This is a genomic window from Campylobacter sp. FOBRC14 (assembly GCF_000287855.1).
Taxonomy (GTDB): Bacteria; Campylobacterota; Campylobacteria; order Campylobacterales; family Campylobacteraceae; genus Campylobacter_A; species Campylobacter_A curvus.
Map to the genome: position 1 here is coordinate 39,500 of NZ_ALJJ01000012.1, position 16,273 is coordinate 55,772.

23 protein-coding genes and 1 pseudogene are annotated in these 16,273 nt (G+C 43.4%); 22 read left to right on the plus strand and 2 right to left on the minus strand.

Translation table 11 applies throughout. The features are described from left to right. Positions 1-160 precede the first annotated feature (160 nt). The 7 genes from HMPREF1139_RS05935 (at position 161) to HMPREF1139_RS05960 (ending at position 2,644) form a co-directional block, all read left to right on the plus strand. Positions 161-352, plus strand: a complete 192-nt coding sequence (locus HMPREF1139_RS05935) for a helix-turn-helix transcriptional regulator (protein WP_009650500.1) — start codon at positions 161-163, stop codon at positions 350-352. A gap of 1 nt (position 353) precedes the next feature. After that, entirely contained in the window at positions 354-608 is a 255-nt protein-coding gene (locus HMPREF1139_RS05940) for a hypothetical protein (RefSeq protein WP_009650477.1), read from the plus strand. Then, positions 605-835, plus strand: a complete 231-nt coding sequence (locus tag HMPREF1139_RS05945) for a hypothetical protein (protein WP_009650491.1) — start codon at positions 605-607, stop codon at positions 833-835. The genes HMPREF1139_RS05940 and HMPREF1139_RS05945 overlap by 4 nt, the downstream gene beginning before the upstream one ends. Further along, positions 832-1,068 carry a hypothetical protein gene (locus tag HMPREF1139_RS11730; RefSeq protein WP_009650495.1) on the plus strand — a complete coding sequence of 79 codons (237 nt, stop codon included), beginning with the start codon at positions 832-834 and terminating at the stop codon, positions 1,066-1,068. The genes HMPREF1139_RS05945 and HMPREF1139_RS11730 overlap by 4 nt, the downstream gene beginning before the upstream one ends. After that, entirely contained in the window at positions 1,065-1,226 is a 162-nt protein-coding gene (locus HMPREF1139_RS11325; protein ID WP_009650567.1) for a hypothetical protein, read from the plus strand. The genes HMPREF1139_RS11730 and HMPREF1139_RS11325 overlap by 4 nt, the downstream gene beginning before the upstream one ends. A gap of 60 nt (positions 1,227-1,286) precedes the next feature. Further along, positions 1,287-2,033 (plus strand): hypothetical protein, encoded by a 747-nt coding sequence (locus tag HMPREF1139_RS05955; protein WP_009650515.1) that lies wholly within the window; start codon positions 1,287-1,289, stop codon positions 2,031-2,033. Between the two features lie 77 nt (positions 2,034-2,110). After that, positions 2,111-2,644, plus strand: a complete 534-nt coding sequence (locus HMPREF1139_RS05960) for a hypothetical protein (RefSeq protein WP_009650559.1) — start codon at positions 2,111-2,113, stop codon at positions 2,642-2,644. A gap of 1,032 nt (positions 2,645-3,676) precedes the next feature. On the opposite strand, the gene HMPREF1139_RS05965 is transcribed toward HMPREF1139_RS05960, so the two are convergent. Further along, positions 3,677-3,883: a helix-turn-helix transcriptional regulator gene (locus HMPREF1139_RS05965; protein WP_009650478.1), complete on the minus strand. Its 207-nt coding sequence runs from the start codon at positions 3,881-3,883 to the stop codon at positions 3,677-3,679. Positions 3,884-4,033: 150 nt separating this feature from the next. Here HMPREF1139_RS05965 and HMPREF1139_RS05970 point away from each other — a divergent pair, with 150 nt between their 5' ends. The 15 genes and pseudogenes from HMPREF1139_RS05970 to HMPREF1139_RS11735 form a co-directional block, all read left to right on the plus strand. Continuing rightward, positions 4,034-4,261, plus strand: a complete 228-nt coding sequence (locus HMPREF1139_RS05970) for a hypothetical protein (RefSeq protein ID WP_009650538.1) — start codon at positions 4,034-4,036, stop codon at positions 4,259-4,261. Further along, on the plus strand, positions 4,255-4,608 hold the full coding sequence (locus HMPREF1139_RS11875) for a hypothetical protein (RefSeq protein WP_009650580.1): 354 nt from the start codon (positions 4,255-4,257) through the stop codon (positions 4,606-4,608). Before HMPREF1139_RS05970 ends, HMPREF1139_RS11875 begins: the two co-directional genes overlap by 7 nt. Before the next feature lie 839 nt (positions 4,609-5,447). After that, positions 5,448-5,648 carry a hypothetical protein gene (locus HMPREF1139_RS05985; protein ID WP_034966210.1) on the plus strand — a complete coding sequence of 67 codons (201 nt, stop codon included), beginning with the start codon at positions 5,448-5,450 and terminating at the stop codon, positions 5,646-5,648. Positions 5,649-6,084: 436 nt separating this feature from the next. Continuing rightward, complete coding sequence (locus tag HMPREF1139_RS05990; protein ID WP_009650462.1) at positions 6,085-6,309, plus strand: hypothetical protein; 225 nt, start codon at positions 6,085-6,087, stop codon at positions 6,307-6,309. Next, positions 6,303-6,569 (plus strand): type II toxin-antitoxin system RelE/ParE family toxin, encoded by a 267-nt coding sequence (locus HMPREF1139_RS05995; RefSeq protein WP_009650532.1) that lies wholly within the window; start codon positions 6,303-6,305, stop codon positions 6,567-6,569. The genes HMPREF1139_RS05990 and HMPREF1139_RS05995 overlap by 7 nt, the downstream gene beginning before the upstream one ends. Positions 6,570-7,259: 690 nt before the next feature. After that, the gene (gene napA, locus HMPREF1139_RS06000; protein ID WP_009650470.1) at positions 7,260-10,040 is read left to right on the plus strand and encodes a nitrate reductase catalytic subunit NapA; all 2,781 of its coding nucleotides are present in this window, start codon (positions 7,260-7,262) and stop codon (positions 10,038-10,040) included. Between the two features lie 2 nt (positions 10,041-10,042). Next, positions 10,043-10,810: a ferredoxin-type protein NapG gene (gene napG, locus HMPREF1139_RS06005; RefSeq protein WP_009650525.1), complete on the plus strand. Its 768-nt coding sequence runs from the start codon at positions 10,043-10,045 to the stop codon at positions 10,808-10,810. Next, complete coding sequence (gene napH / locus HMPREF1139_RS06010; RefSeq protein WP_009650587.1) at positions 10,810-11,601, plus strand: quinol dehydrogenase ferredoxin subunit NapH; 792 nt, start codon at positions 10,810-10,812, stop codon at positions 11,599-11,601. Before napG ends, napH begins: the two co-directional genes overlap by 1 nt. Then, positions 11,598-12,125: a nitrate reductase cytochrome c-type subunit gene (locus HMPREF1139_RS06015; RefSeq protein ID WP_009650511.1), complete on the plus strand. Its 528-nt coding sequence runs from the start codon at positions 11,598-11,600 to the stop codon at positions 12,123-12,125. The genes napH and HMPREF1139_RS06015 overlap by 4 nt, the downstream gene beginning before the upstream one ends. Beyond that, the gene (locus HMPREF1139_RS06020; RefSeq protein WP_009650561.1) at positions 12,122-12,595 is read left to right on the plus strand and encodes a 4Fe-4S binding protein; all 474 of its coding nucleotides are present in this window, start codon (positions 12,122-12,124) and stop codon (positions 12,593-12,595) included. Before HMPREF1139_RS06015 ends, HMPREF1139_RS06020 begins: the two co-directional genes overlap by 4 nt. After that, complete coding sequence (locus tag HMPREF1139_RS06025) at positions 12,592-13,527, plus strand: WD40 repeat domain-containing protein (RefSeq protein ID WP_009650503.1); 936 nt, start codon at positions 12,592-12,594, stop codon at positions 13,525-13,527. The genes HMPREF1139_RS06020 and HMPREF1139_RS06025 overlap by 4 nt, the downstream gene beginning before the upstream one ends. Continuing rightward, positions 13,524-13,871, plus strand: coding sequence for a chaperone NapD (locus tag HMPREF1139_RS06030; RefSeq protein WP_009650486.1), 348 nt, complete (start codon positions 13,524-13,526; stop codon positions 13,869-13,871). Before HMPREF1139_RS06025 ends, HMPREF1139_RS06030 begins: the two co-directional genes overlap by 4 nt. 291 nt (positions 13,872-14,162) lie before the next feature. Next, positions 14,163-14,588, plus strand: a complete 426-nt coding sequence (locus HMPREF1139_RS06035; protein ID WP_009650453.1) for a MarR family winged helix-turn-helix transcriptional regulator — start codon at positions 14,163-14,165, stop codon at positions 14,586-14,588. After that, positions 14,585-15,160, plus strand: coding sequence for a pirin family protein (locus tag HMPREF1139_RS06040; protein ID WP_009650542.1), 576 nt, complete (start codon positions 14,585-14,587; stop codon positions 15,158-15,160). Before HMPREF1139_RS06035 ends, HMPREF1139_RS06040 begins: the two co-directional genes overlap by 4 nt. A gap of 18 nt (positions 15,161-15,178) precedes the next feature. Continuing rightward, positions 15,179-15,451, plus strand: a pseudogene (locus HMPREF1139_RS11735) (pirin-like C-terminal cupin domain-containing protein); the annotation flags it as partial. A gap of 32 nt (positions 15,452-15,483) precedes the next feature. Here HMPREF1139_RS11735 and HMPREF1139_RS06045 read toward each other — a convergent pair. Continuing rightward, the gene (locus HMPREF1139_RS06045) at positions 15,484-16,113 is read right to left on the minus strand and encodes an NAD(P)H-dependent oxidoreductase (protein WP_009650512.1); all 630 of its coding nucleotides are present in this window, start codon (positions 16,111-16,113) and stop codon (positions 15,484-15,486) included. Between the last annotated feature and the right edge of the window lie 160 nt (positions 16,114-16,273).

The following is a 16,273-nucleotide window of genomic DNA, read 5'->3' on the forward strand; positions in this document are numbered from 1 at the left end:
TGCTAATCTTGTAAGATTAGCCATTTAAACAAATCCCCTAAAATACGCATTTTTTGCCACTTTAAAAGTTTTACACTCTATTCATTATCAGATAAAATCACTTTATATTTATTCAAGTGCGCACGCGGATAAATAATATCACTCGTAAGGAGTTTTTATTATGAACCCATTAATCACAAAGAACAACACGCTAAGCCCGAAAGAAACGGCGCAGTATTTAGGCATTTCGACCGCTACGTTATGGCGGTTTATGAAGCGCGACGATTTCCCGAAGCCTAAACGCTTAACAGAGCGCACTATCCGCTTTTTAAAGAGCGAGCTAGACGCGTATTTACAAGATAGGAGCGCGTAAGGTGAAAGCTTTTGAAAACGAAACCGAAAAAGGGCTTTATTCAGACTTTGCGCGAATGCTGGGCGAGGTTTATCCAGACGTCTTAAAATCTGCGACAAGCGACGAGCCTAGCGACTACAAAGAGGGATTAAATCAAGGGCTCGCAGTAGCCTTTAATTTATTTCAAGTCCTACACGAACAGCGCAACCAACTCCAAGCACTCCACACCGAAAACCAACGGCTAAGAGAGCGATTTTTTCAAAGGAGCGCGCGATGAGTAAGCTAGTATTTATGCCTAGCAAACTTTGCTTTAGTGCGGGCGATGAGGTTATGCTAAAGGCTTTTAAAAAGCATTTGCATACCTACAAGGTGGCAAGCTTAGAGGGCGTAGCTCAACCTTTGCTAGATTGCGCTTACGATTTATTCCACATAGTGCAGACACAAAGCAGGAGCATAAAAGAGCTAGAGATAAAAGCCGGCATAAGAGAGGAGAGCGACAGATGATACGAAGCAGACATAAAACAGCATTAATAAAAATGATGTGGGACGGAACGGAAATAACCGCAGGGCGAGTATTTGGCATAAGTAACGCAAATCAGTATTTAGTAGAGCTTTTTAGAGAAAAAATCGTTAAATTTAGGTGGTGCACGGACGCGAACGATCCTAAAAGGCGGTTTAAATTATGGCGTATCGACGATTTCCAAAAAGCTAAAAGATATTTAGAGGGTAAAATATGAGCGCAATAGTAGCATTTAACAATCTAAATTTAGAGATTTTAGAATATGGCGATACGTGGAGCTTATCAAATAAGCAAGTAGCGCAAGCCTTCGGAGTTAGTGAGGAGGCCGTCCGCTCACAAAAAGCTAAAAATGCGCCTCAATTAGCAGAGGATTAATTTAAAAATTTCTAGGGGGCGGTTAGTGTCAAGCGATCCGCCCTCTTTGGATTGTAAAACGTGGAAATTCTACCTCAAATTACCCAAATACTAGCTGAAACGCCTAGCATAGCCATAGACACCATACGCGCGAGTTTCCTAAAAAATAGAATAACGCGCAAGCACTACACCAAAATAGAGCTGCTTAAAAGCATAGCCAAAAATCACGGCTTGAAGTGGCGCAAAATGCGAGACGCCAAAGAGATAAAAATATCCAATCGCTACGAGTTTCGAGGGCTAAAAATAACCGAGCTTTACGAACTCGAAAATCTAAGCATATTCTACGCCACTACAAAAGCCGCGAGCGAGTGCAGGCAGCGCACCGTGATTGAGTTTTACGGGCTAAAGCAGTATCACAAGCCCGCCCCGCCCTTTGACCTCGTAGTGGAGCTTTTAGGCGCGGTTAATAACGTCTCTAGTATTGATTTGTGTTTTGATAGAGCAAAGCCCTTTAACCTGGACGCATTTGAGATAGTCCAATATGATAACACCGCATATCTAAAGCAAAATTTAGGCGTTTTAGAGCGCGTCTATTTCTACGACAAGGCATTAAAAAATAATCTAAATTTGCCATTGTATCGCGCAGAGGCTACCGCTCCGATAGTTGATTTAAACAAGCCTGCGTTACTACCTAGAGCCGAACGCCTGGAGCTACAACTACGCCAAGCCGTCCGCGATTTTTCGCAAATAATCGACATCGCTACCAAACCGCACCCGCCAAAGCTCGCATACAAGGCAAAGAATAACAAAAGAGAGCTAGGGGCGTGATAACCGCTGATAGCTTATGAAACTATTATTAAGCCCGTTTTACGTAAAATAGCGCGGTAAATTTCAAAAGGGCTAATATGGACTTGATAGGGCTATTTTCAGAAAAAAGATTAAAAGATTATGAGAGTGAAGCAAAGCATAGGGATAATTTTTTACTTATGCAAAGATTAGCGCCCAAGCTGGGTATTGTCGAGATTATCACGCGCAATAAGACCGCACGCCTGCTAAGTATCGACGACGACACGTTTGTCTCGCGTCAAACTTTGGGCTACTGGGTTACATTAATAAACGTGATGAAGCTACATAATAAACTGGTGGATTTGTCGGCAATTGATTTTCGTAAATATTCAAAATTTAATAAGCACGGTAAAAGCTCAATGCCTAATTTTCAAAAAGTTAAAATTTGTTATTCTCTTATACTCACGATAAGAAACCGCGCTTTTCACTTTGAAAACCTTTACAAACTAAATGAATACGGCGCGCCGAGAATATCGACAAGGCTAAACGATAAGATAGTGGGGGTTGTGCCTGATATGCTAGAGACCTTTATTGATGATGTTTTAGATTGTTTGGATAGTGAGATAATGGAATATTTACAAGGAGGGCTTTAAAGCACCCTCAGTGAATTTCTTTGTGTAAGTGAAGTGGGCGCGATAAGTGCGCCCTCGAATTTCGCCGTAATTATACAGCCCATTTTTAAACAAGTCAAGCAAAATAATTCTATCTGCTATCCAATAACAACTTATGCGCACGTAACGCACCGTAACGTTACATTGTAACGCCTGAACCTCATCGCATATTTATTCCGCCAAATTTGCCACCAAACCTACCCAAACCTTAAGCCATTTTCTGCCCTTTTCATTTACTTTAAGAAATGCTAAAACGTGTATCGCTTTTCGTTGTCACTCGTTATCAAAATGCAAGGCGGCTAAAATAAAATTTCCATAAGCCAAACAAAGCGCAAACAAGCACACAGACGGAGCTAGCTCACACTTACACAGAGAGCGAAAAAACGCGTTTTAAGTTTCAGACCCCCTTAGTGAATGATACCTCATTTACCCCCATTCTCTTTTCATTAACCCTTTTTATCACACTTTCCTTAAGCCTCACGCGAGGTCTAGCGAGCGAGTGAAACAAGCGAGCGGGGGATAAAATCAAATAGTAGCCATAAGTGCAAAAATCACAGCTTACAATCAATAAAAGGAGCTTGGCTCATACAAAGACATCAAAAAGAGTTAAAATCAAACAGAGGGCTTTATTTTGCGTTTAAGTGCGTATTGTTAATTTTTGATGTATTTTCTAACAAATAAAAGGCGATATGTTAAAAAAGCGAGAGAATTTTAACCTTTTAGATGAATACGCCCCGCCCCTCAAAGGGCGGAGGCGGATAGCTTGACGCGATCAAAAGCTTTTTAGCTCAGCCCGTGCGCTTAATTTTCGGCTTACGTAGCAATGCCTTTAAATGCGAGCTTTGTCCGTCTCCTTAAAAATAAGGCATCGAGCCGAGCCCATAAAATCGTCATTCCACAAAAAAGGGAAAACCCAACCGACGCAATTTTGCGTCCGTTAAAGCTGTGTGAGTTTAATTCATAGAGCTAAAAGCATTTTTGCGCTGAGTGGGTAGGGGATTAGTGGCGATGAGGTTAAAGGTCTTTAGTTAATTCTTTGATCTTTTCGTAGCGTGTGGATTTTTCGTAATTTTCAAACCAGCTTTTAAGCCAAGACGGGTAAGGCTTTGTGCCCCCATTCCAGCCGTTTACTGTATTGTAAGGCATTGATACTAATTCCGCCAAGTCTTTTTTGCTAATATTTAATTTTTGTAAAAACCCGTCAAATTCTTTTTTATCCATTTTAACCCTTTTTAATGCCGTAATAATATCATAATAACATTAAAAAAGCAAAAATAAAGTTTAATTGATACTTTTTTAATAATCACATAAGTATCAGAATGATACTATTACAAAATAAAATAAGTCATTTTAACTTTTAAAGGAGACCCAATGCAATTAACATTTGACATAGCCGACGAGATACCGAGCGCACTAAACAACATTAGCACGTTAGTATTAGCCTTGCCGCACCTTCAAAAGGCTACAAATATGAATAGTGACGTGATGATAAATGTAGGCTATTTTTTAAGTGGCGTTATTGATGATATTGCAGAGGCTGTAAGCCAATATGCAGAAAAAAAGCTAACCGAGAAAAGAGAGGAGATAAAGAAATGCTAATACTAGCCAACCCGGACAGACCGGCAAGCAAAGAGAGCTTTAACGCCCTAATCAGGCAAAACAACGGTGGTAGCGATGAGGTAAGTGAGCAAATAATATACAACGTGGGCTATTTAGTCTATTGTAGCAATATTTACGCACTAAGACAGCTAAAAGGCTATCAGGATAAAATCCAAAGCCTGCTAGCCGATAAGATGACACTACAAAGCAGACTAAGCGAGCTAGAGCAAGCTTACCGCACTGCGTCAGATAAATGGGCTGAAGTATCGGACGAAGCATACGAGCTAGAGCAGGAATTAATCAAACTAAAAAGCAAGCAGAACCACAAGGTCATACATTTGGCATAGCGATCTAAATCAAAGGGGTTTAATCGCCCCCCCATAAGTCTATTTTTAACGGAGCTTTAAAAAATGAACACTCAAAGAACACTTAAACCCCGATTTACACGGCTTAAGGCGTATTTAAAGGCAAAAACAACGAACAAACGGCGAACGCAAGCCGAACGCCCATTTTAGCGATATGCCATAATCAAAATATGGAAACCTCAACGCTAAACACAGCCTTAGACCTTAAGCCTCTAGACGCTTTTTATGCTACGTTGGATAGACTTTATCCCGATTGGGAACAAAGAGACGATCATTTCTATTTGACCGAGCTATCGTTTTTAATCCGCGAGGTATTTAACAGCCCCTACACGGACGAAACACTAATAAACAACCTAAGGCAAAGCGAGGTTAAAAAATACCAAACCGAACTAAAGGCGATACTAAACACACCTAAAGAAGCTTTAGATTGGATATTAAAACACAGAATGAGCGAAAATAGGCGCAAGATGTGCGAAACGAAGTATTTAAAAAAGGCAAACGATGGCAAAAATAACAGATGAGACGTAGGAGCTAATATTAGCCGAGCACAAGACGGGCAAATTTAGCCAAAGAGAGCTAGCCAAAAAGCATAATGTATCAAAGGCAATGATTGCAAATTTAACAAGCGGATTAAGACCAAAAAATGACCACTTAGTTGAAGCTCAAATATCGTTATTGTCAGCAAAGCAACGCCTAAGCGAAGCAGAAATGACCGCCATAATGACCGCTGCAAAAGTTGCCAGCTAATCATCGATAAAATCGTATCTGATAAATAAAAGTTTCCAAACAAAAGTAAAAGCCTTTTTTACTCACTTGCAGGCTTGCCAAGCAACGAAAGCATACAAAGACAGCTAAGAAAAGATGAGGCGCAATTTACCAAGCTTTTAAGTATCTATGAGAGCGAAGACAAGCACGGCAATAAGCAATACAACGTTTTAGAGCTTGCTTACGATCTCTTTGACCTATTAAAAGACAACACCAAGCTTTACAAAAGACTAGCCAAAAAGACGGGGATAATCTAAACTATCAAAGGCAGGACTAAATTTTAAGCTCGTTACCATTGTCAGTTTTGACGCGCTCGAGCATAGTTTTAAAGACAATGGATTGACCCCGCCCGATTTGTCAGGGGGGGGGGGCAAAATGAGCGCTACAAGGTTAATAAAAGCACGATTTGCCAGTATGGCACGCAGACAAAGCAAACGAAAATGAGCGCTTATAACGCTCGCTATTTTCTATCGAGCAAGACAGAAATTAAGACAGACTATAAGCAGGCTTATTTTCTTTACACACGGACAGAAATTAGACAAGGTTATAACGCTTGCTATTTTCTCTGTTTATTAAAATTTAGATTTTTTGATACACAAATTATTTTGTATATAAAATTTAACTCTCTATAAGCAGGGATAAATTTAATCCAAGTTGTGCTAAACTAAGCTAAACTAAATCAAAGGGTCTAAAATGCAGACACTTACGATCACAACCGATAGTGCGGATTTTATCATTAAGGCAAAAGAGATATTAAAAACGCTTGCTAAATTTGACGGCGTCAAAATGAGCCTAGAATATGAAGCGGGTTATCAGTCAAGATTTGGCGAATATGAAGCAGACTACGAAGCCATTAAACGCGGAGAGCTTGAAACATATCCGCTTGAAAGTTTGCACGATGAGGTGGCAAAGTGGTAATCAAACGCACGCAGCGATTTGACAAAGAGCTAAAAGCAGTGTTTGACTACATAGCAAAAGACAGCCACGCACGGGCGCAAAGCTTTACTAATCGCTTGCTTGATACCGCTCAGCTGTTAAGCGATAATCCAAGCTTAGGGCGCAAAATATCAGACGATAAACGCGAGCTAATCATAAAAGGCTACGTAATCCCCTATGCTATCATCGGCGAGGCTATTTACTTGCTAGGTATTTACAACGCCAACGAGTGGCAAGCGTGAAACAAATAAAAACGGTTTTTATTTCACAAACAAAGCTTAATTAAGTTTCGAGCTAAAAAAGCCGTGAAACATACCCTATTCTTAAGAAAATTTAGCCGTTTAAGCGTTTGAAACTTAAAAACGACAAATGCTTAAATCACAAAGTGCCTATTTTAGGGCATATCTGCATTTTTGTATTGAAAACCAAACTTTTCATTACCTATTTTTTACCGCAGAATAGCTTAAATTTTTTATTACATCGTAAAATAGCTCGGATGTGTTTTTAAGTGTGTAAAAATTGGCTTTATTTTTTAATAAAATACGATAAAAACGATATTTAAAGCAAAATTTCGAACAACCTCGCTTCCACCATTTCTTAGAAATCTCACTTGGTCTTACTTTGAAATCTAAATTTTATTATCCCGCTTTCAAGAGTTACTTTTCTACACATTAATATAAATAAAATTTTAATACAGCAAAACAAAATCGTGACATTTTTTGAAAATGACAATCAAATACAATCGATATAAAAAGATATACTTAGACCTCATCTTGCCGTTAGAATTTTAAATTTTAAAATACCCGAAGAGATTTAAATTGATTTGCCTTGTCATAAATTAAAAAAATTAATTAATTTAAATAAGCTGTAAATAAGTTTCTCATCGTTAAGATACGCGCAAAAATGTAACTTTAAGATTGTGAGGAGAGAAGATGAATCGACGAGATTTCATAAAATCAGCCGCTGTTAGCGCCGCTTGTGCTGGTGCAGGCATCGCTATACCTGCAAATTTATCGGCGGCGAGCGAAGCTGAAAAGGGCTGGCGCTGGGACAAAGCGGCTTGCCGTTTCTGTGGGACGGGCTGTGGTATCATGGTCGCCACGAAAGAGGGCAAGATAGTAGCCGTTAAGGGCGACCCAGAAGCGCCGGTAAATCGTGGACTAAACTGTATAAAGGGCTATTTTAATGCCAAGATCATGTATGGCGAGGACAGGATCACGCACCCGCTTTTACGCGTAAATGAAAAGGGCGAGTTCGACAAAAAAGGTAAATTTAAGCAAGTAAGCTGGAAGCAAGCCTTTGACGTGATGGAGGCTCAGTTCAGAAAGACTTATAACGAGCTTGGACCTCATGGAGTGGGCGTTTTGGGCTCGGGACAATACACCATCCCTGAAGGCTATGTAGCCTCTAAGATGATGAAAGCTGGCTTTAGAAGCAACAGTATCGATCCAAATGCTAGACACTGTATGGCAAGCGCAGTTGCAGGATTTATGCAAGTTTTTGGTATAGACGAGCCATCGGGTTGTTTTGACGACATAGAGCTAACGGACACTATCGTAGCTTGGGGTGCAAATATGGCCGAGATGCACCCGATCTTGTGGGCCAGGGTAAGTGACAGAAAGCTTAGCGATCCCGATAAAGTAAAGGTTGTAAATTTAAGTACCTATTCGACCAGGACTTCAAATTTGGCCGATATCGAGATTATTTTCTCTCCGTCTGCGGACCTTGCGATCTGGAACTACATCGCTCATGAGATCGTTTATAACCACCCTGAAATGATAGACGAGGAATTTGTTAAAAACCATTGTGTGTTTACGACCGGACCTGTGGATATCGGATACGGACTGCGCCCTGACATAAAACATAAAAAATATGATCAAAGCGAACTAGATACCGCTGCGACAGAAAAATCAAAAGTACTTAGTGAGGCAGAGGGCGTGACTTTGTCTTACCTAGGGCTAAAAGCCGGCGATACGATGGAAAATAAAAATACAGCCACAGCCGGCAATCACTGGCACATAAGCTTTGAAGAATTTAAAAAAGCCCTTGCGCCTTATACGCTGGAATTTACCGCTAAGGTCGCAAAGGGCGATCCAAACGAAGATATAGAGGAATTTAAAGGCAAGCTAAAGGCTCTAGCCGATCTTTACATCGAGAAAAACCGCAAGGTCGTGAGCTTTTGGACCATGGGCTTCAACCAACATCAGCGTGGCACCTGGGTAAATGAGCAAGCTTATATGGTGCATTTTTTACTTGGCAAGCAAGCCCTCCCTGGCTCTGGAGCCTTTTCTCTCACCGGTCAGCCAAGCGCGTGCGGTACGGCTCGCGAGGTAGGAACATTCATTAACCGCTTGCCTGCTGATATGGTGGTGAATAATCCAAAACATAGAGAAATCTCAGAAAAAATTTGGAAGCTTCCAGCAGGAACGCTAAACGGCGTGCCGGGCTCTCACTACGTAAAAATGATGCGCGATCTAGAAGACGGCAAAGTGAAATTCATCTGGGTTCAGGTAAATAATCCTTGGCAAAATACCGCAAATGCAAACCACTGGATCAAGGCTGCTCGCGAGATGGACAACTTCATCGTCGTGAGCGATCCGTATCCTGGTATCTCGGCAAAGGTCGCCGACCTCATCTTGCCTACCGCGATGATATATGAAAAATGGGGAGCATACGGCAATGCCGAGCGCAGGACGCAGCACTGGAGACAGCAAGTGCTGCCTGTGGGCGAAGCGATGCCTGATATCTGGCAGATGCTGGAATTTAGCAAACGCTTCAAGCTAAAAGACGTCTGGGGCGAGAAAAAGCTAAACGACAAGGTGACTCTGCCAAGCGTCTTGGACGCTGCAAAAGCCATGGGATACAGCGAAGAGGATACGCTGTTTGACGTGCTTTTCGCAAACGAGGAGGCAAAGAGCTATCCTGCAAACGATCCTATAATGGAAAATTTTGACAACACGGAAGTCTTTGGCGACAAGCGAGGAGTCATCGGCTCGGATGGTAAAGAATTTAAAGGATATGGCTTTTTCGTTCATAAATACCTTTGGGAAGAATACCGAAAATTTGGTCTCGGACACGGACACGACCTGGCTGATTTTGACACCTATCACAGGGTGCGCGGGCTTAGATGGCCGGTCGTCGATGGCAAAGAGACGCAGTGGAGGTTTAATACCAAATTCGATCCTTACGCTAAAAAGGCCGCTCCAAACGATAAATTCGCATTTTACGGCAACAAGGCCGCAGCCCTTCCAAGTGGCGATCTAAAAGGCGTGACCGACAAAGAAAAAACTCCGCTTACGAACAAAGCTAAAATTTTCTTCCGCCCTTATATGGATCCTTGCGAGATGCCAAGCAGCGAATATCCGTTTTGGCTATGCACCGGCCGCGTGCTCGAGCACTGGCACTCAGGCACGATGACTATGCGTGTTCCTGAGCTTTATAGGGCCGTTCCCGAGGCGCTTTGCTATATGCACGAGGAGGATGCTACAAAGCTTGGCGTGCTTCAAAACGAGATCGTCTGGATCGAGTCTCGCCGCGGCAAGGTCAAAGCCCGCGTGGATCTAAAAGGCAGGAACAAGCCGCCTGTCGGGCTCATCTACGTGCCATGGTTCGATGAGAACGTGTTTATAAACAAAGTCACGCTTGATTCGACCTGCCCGATCTCTAAAGAGACAGATTATAAAAAGTGTGCGGTTAAAATTTACAAGGCTTGATCTTGCAAAATTTAGATTTAAAAAATAGACGCGAAGTACTGAAATTTGGGCTCAAGGCCTTGGCCCTGGCGGCTGGAGGCGGCTTTGTTTGGAGACAAGCCACACAAGCGGCCCCTTTGGTACTTCTTCGCCCACCGGCAGCCAAACCTGAAAAAGAATTTATCGCAAGCTGCATACGTTGCGGTCTTTGCGTGCAGGCCTGTCCGTTCGATACTCTAAGCCTAGCCAAGCTTGGCGATGGCATAAGTGCGGGCACGCCGTTTTTCAGGCCGCGTGAAATTCCATGCTATATGTGCGAGGATATCCCGTGCGTGCCGGTTTGCCCGACCGGGGCGCTAGATGTAAATTTAGTCAGCACTGACGGCAAGCTCGATATAGAAAAGGCCAAAATGGGCGTCGCAGTCGTGGATATGAAAAACTGCGTGGCTTATTGGGGCATACAATGTGACGCTTGCTACCGAGCCTGTCCGCTACTGGATAAAGCTCTTTACCTCGAGTATAAGCGCAACGAACGCACGCAAAAGCACGCATTTTTGCTGCCGATCGTAGATAGCGACGTCTGTACGGGGTGCGGGGTATGCGAGCGCGCCTGTATCACGCAAAAGCCCGCCATCGTGGTCTTAAACCGCGAGGTGGCTCTAGGCGCGGTGGGCGATAACTACGTAAAAGGCTGGGTCAAAGAGGACGAGCGCCGCGTCGATGAGGCCGATAGTACGATAAAGCTTGACAGTAAAAAAGCGACTGATTATCTAAACGGCGGGGAGTTGTGATGAAATTTCTTATTTTACGTAGGATCACGCAGATATCGATCTTGGTGCTGTTTGTCATCGCAAATTTCTACGGCGTTAAAATTTTAAGCGGCGATCTAAGCTCGTCAATCGTTTTTGGCAAAGTGCCTTTAAGCGACCCGTTCGCGGTTTTGCAGATTTTCATCGCAGGCCTTAGCGTAAGCGTAAATGCCGTGATCGGCGCGCTCATCGTCTTTGCCTTTTACGCTATTATAGCGCCTCGCGTCTTTTGCTCGTGGGTTTGCCCGGTAAATTTACTGACCGATATCGCCTTTAAACTGAAAAACAAATTTGGCTTTAAGGGCGAGCGGATGCTCATAATGAGTAAAAATTTACGCTATTTCATGCTCGTGCTAAGCCTCGTGCTATCCTTTATGCTGGCTCAGCCGGCGTTTGAGGCGATAAGCTACATCGGTATCATCCAGCGCGGCGTGATCTTTGGCGCTAGCAGCGCTATCGGCGTGGCTATCGGCATCATCGCCTTTGACGTGTTCGTAGCGGGACGCGGCATCTGCGGACATCTTTGCCCGCTCGGAGCGTTTTGGGCGCTAGCGTCTAAATTTTCGCTCATTCGCGTGAGACACGACGAAGAGGCCTGCACCAAATGTATGAAATGCAAGCTGGTTTGCCCCGAGGTGCAGGTATTAGGCCTCATAGGCAAACAAAGCGGCTTTGTAAGCTCTAGCGAGTGCATAAGCTGCGGACGCTGCATAGATGTATGCGGTGACGAGGCTTTGAAATTTAGTATTAGAAATTTAAGGAGAGAAAAATGAAAATGAAAACAACGGTGCTGTTGGCGCTTGTAGCGGCATTTCTAGCTGCCTGTGCTGTTTCAGGCAGTAAACTCAGCGATAGCCAAATGGGCTTTAGGCATATCGACTTGCTTGACGAGAGCAACGTCACGCTAAAAGACATCAACTACACAAAAGAGCCTGCGGGCATGGCAAAGAGATTTGACCGATCGTTCGAGAACGCTCCGCCGTTCATCCCGCACGATACCGAGGGGCTAGTGCCTATAACCAAGGATCTAAATATGTGCGTGACCTGCCACATGCCTGAATTTGCCAAAGATAGCGGCGCTACGCCGATTCCTGCATCGCATCTTTATGATATAAGAAACAAAAAAGATTTAGCCGGACAGCTTGATGACGAGCGTTACGTCTGCACGACTTGTCACGTCGAGCAACAAAGCGGTATAACGCAGCTTGTTGGAAATAAATTCAAGCCCGAATTTCGCGATTCAAACGGCTCTCACAAGTCAAATTTACTAGACGTGCTAAACGACGGCGTCAAATGATACAAACCAGGCGCGAGCTTTTCAATAAAATTTTGGGTGCGGGCAAAACCGCTCCCAAAGCGATCACTCCTCCATATTTTAGCGGAGAATTTGACTGCACGCTTTGCGATGCGCCTTGTGTGGGTGCGTGCGAACGAGAGCTTCTTAGCTTTGAAGAGGACAAGGTGGTCTTTAAAGTTAAAAAGCTTGGCTGCAATTTTTGCGAGGCGTGTGCGGTCGCTTGCGAGCAGGCAGGGCGTAAGAGTCTTGGGCTAAATTTCGCGAAATTTATAAACGCCAAGGTGAGTATCGAGGTAAATTCCTGCCTCGCGTGGAACGACACGATCTGCTACAACTGCCAAGACGCGTGTAAATTTAGAGCGATCGATTTTTTAGGCGTGTTTCGCCCGATGATAAACGAGCGCTGCACGGGATGTGGCGAGTGTCTTGACGTTTGTTTTAAAAATTCACTGAAAATGGAGGCGCTGTGAGGGCGATATTTTTGATTTTGTGGCTGTTAAATTTTGCCTTTGCTCAGGTCATAAGCGAGCCTTTTAAGGTAGTGAGTGCTAGCGCAAACGTGCTTGGCACGACGCTGATCGGCGATAAGCTTTATATCGCTACTGACGGCGGCACGGTCGAGATTTATAGCATAAATGACGGGAATTTTAGCGAGATCATAAAATTTGACGACATCAAAAGCTACGTCAGCGACCACGAGAGGCCTAAAATTTTAAGTGTCGACGAGATGAACGGCAAAATTTTGATGCTTAGCGAGGCCGATTTTGGTGCTAGGACGCTTTATCTAAAAGACGAGGGCGGACTAAGGCCCTATAAACTAAAAAACCAAGCCATTAAAAAGGCTCTGTTTTTAGATGAAAATGTCGTAGTTTTGGGCTCTATCAGTAATGAAATTTATTTCATGCGGCTAAATGACGGTGAAATTTTTGAGAGCTTTAAAATTTCGACCGCGATGCTTTCAGATATGGAGCTTAGCGAGGATAGGAACACGCTTGCTATCGGATGCGAGAGTGGCAAGGTCTATTTTTATGACATCGCAACCAAAAAAATGAAACAAATGCTTGACATCCACACTGATAATATTTATGACATATCCTACAAAAACGGCGCGCTGATAACGGGCGGCACGGACAGGATAGTGGGCGTCTTTAGCGGCGGGACGCTAAAAAAGATAGACGCGGGATTTTTAGTGTATGGCGTAGGACTTAGCAAAGATGGCAAAATAGGCGCATACATGAGCGATGAGATGAGCGATGTCAGCCTCATAGATATGGCGACGCTTAAAAATTTAGCGATGCTAAAAACGGAGCAAAGCACGATAAACAGCATCGTTTTTATCGGTGATGATGAGATCGTCACGAGCGCGTATGAGAAAAATTTGCTATTTTGGAGGATAAAATGAATATCTCAAGCCTTATAATCTACCTGAAAGATAGCTCGAAAAATGCCGCTGTGCAGCAAAATTTGGGCGAATTTAAAGAGTGCGAGATAGCCGCCGCTCAAGATGACAAGATAGTCGTGGTCGTAAGCGCAAAAGATATCGACGATGAGATACGAATCTTTAAAAATATCGAGGCGATAGAGGGCGTAGTCGGCGTAGCGATGGTATATAGCTACCAAGAGGACGCCTACGATAACAAGCAAAAGCTGCAAATGCAGGGCAGGATAAGCGAAATTTTGACAAACGACGATATAAAAGCCGAGGATATAACATACGGCGGCAGCGTGAAGCATAAGGTCAAATAAATATTTAAGGGCAAATTCGTTTTGCCTTTGCCTGCATTTATAAAATTTCGGATTTATACGAAGATCACACCTTTTATTAATTACTTATTTTTTGGCTCTGTTAAAACATAGCGTTTATGTGCTTTGCAGTCTTGTTTAGTTAAAGCGCTATGCCTTGAAAGAGTCTTTTATTTTAAATATATAAAGCTGCTAAATTTAGCTATATTCCCATATATATCGATATTTTATAGAGATATCTTGGCATCAAGATAATATTTCGCTATCATCTCACAAAAATTTTAAAGGTCAAAAATGAGAAGCGATTTTTATACGTTTTATCTATATTTTAAAAACGCCAAGATCCTTGAAAGGGAGCTTGCGGAGCTATTTTCGAGCTATGGACTCAGTTTTAGCGAGTTTGGAACGTTGGAGGCTTTAAAAGCGTTTAAAAAAAGCTCGGTGCAAATGGTGGCGAAACGTATATTGATCACCAGCGGAACGATAACGCACACTATAAATTCTCTCTTAAAAAAGGGGCTCATCACCAGACAGATGTCTGCCAAGGATAACCGAGTCTTTTACCTCTTGCTGACGCAAAAAGGGACCGAGCTAATAGACGAGCTAATGATGAAGCACGATGAGGTCACGAGTAAATTTTTCGAGCCTTTGAGCGGGCGAGAAAGAGTGGATTTGTTTTCATTACTGAAAAAAATATATAAAAATAAGGAGAAAAAATGAGAAAAATAGAGTCGGTTTATGCGCCGCATGAGACGCATTGGGTCGGGAACGGATTTAGAGTACATAACTTCATACCAAGCGGCTTTGGGCTGGATATGAAACGTATAGATCCTTTCATTTTGCTTGATTATAACGCCAAAATGAGCGTTTCGCCAAGCGATACTGCTCGTGGAGTCGGAGCTCATCCTTATAGGGGCTTTGAGACCGTCACTATAGCCTATGAGGGTAAGGTTGAGCACCACGATAGCTTTGGCGGTGGCGGCGTCATCGGCACGGGCGATGTGCAGTGGATGAGTGCTGCTAGCGGAGTGCTGCATAAGGAATTTTACGAGAGCGGATTTAATAAAACTGGTGGCGATTTTTGCATGGTGCAGCTTTGGGTAAATTTAGCGAGTGAATTTAAGATGAGTGAGCCCAAATATCAAGCTATAACGAACGATAAAATGGGCGTTTACGACCTTAGTGATGGCGGACGTATCGAGGTCATTGCAGGAGAATATAAAGGCGTCAAGGGAGCGGCCAGGACATATTCGCCCGTGCATTTGATGAACGCAAAGCTAAAAAGCGACTAAAGCGCGAAATTTAGCTTCAAGGAGCATTTTAATACCGCACTTTTAGTCGTAAAAGGCGCTGTAATCGTAAATGAGAACGAGAGCGTATCACAAGACAACCTCGCACTCTTTGAAAACAATGGCACGGACTTTAGCATAAGGGCGCTTGAGGATAGCATGGTCTTGGTGATGAGCGGCGAGCCTTTGAACGAGCCTATAGTGCATTACGGGCCATTTGTGATGAATACCAAAGAGGAGCTAAATCAGGCTTTTATAGACTTTGAAAGCGGAAAATTCGGTCATTTAGAGTAGGTGAACGCCTTGGGATCCCAAGGCGTTTCAATTTAGTATATCCACTTCACGATGTCATTTAGGTCGCGGCGGTATTTTTGCGGTTGTGGGTTGATACGGTAGCCAAAAGGTATCATTATCGCGGCGCGTTGCTTTTTAGTGTCAAGCCCCAAAAGCTTATCGAGCGCCTCCTCGTCAAAGCCCTCCATCGGGCAGCTATCGATGCCTAGGCTAGCCGCTGCGGTCATCATATTTGCCGCCGCGATGTAGCACTGCTTGGCTGACCACTCATACGTGAGCTCGTCGTCATTTTTGAAGCGTCCTGTCAAAAAGTCGTGATAAAATTTCGTCCTATCGCCCACTATATCCGGTGCTTTGTTAGTGCGCTTGGCGATGATGTCGCTGATGTATTTGCTACCGGGCTTGACCTCGGCGATCTTTGCTGTGATCACGACTAGGTGCGAGCATGAGGTCACTTGCACTTGATTCCACGAAATTTCGCGGATCTTTTGGCGTAGTTCTTTGTTTTGCACGACGATAAAGTCCCACTGCTCAAGCCCCGTCGAGCTAGGACTTAGCCTGCCTGCCTCCAAGATAAAGTCAAATTCGCCCGCGCTTATTTTTTTGTTTTCGTCAAAAATTTTGCACGCATGGCGAAATTTCATCGCTTCTAAAAAATTCATTGTCTCTCCTTTATAAAATTTTTAGGATCTGTTAAAATATTTCATTGACTTTTAGCTTTCAAAGCGAAGTCAAACCTTGTGAAGCGACGCTATCGCCGCCGATTTTTACTTCGTGCTACGCACTCGTAACGAGACTTCGCTACGAGGACAGGGAAGCGGT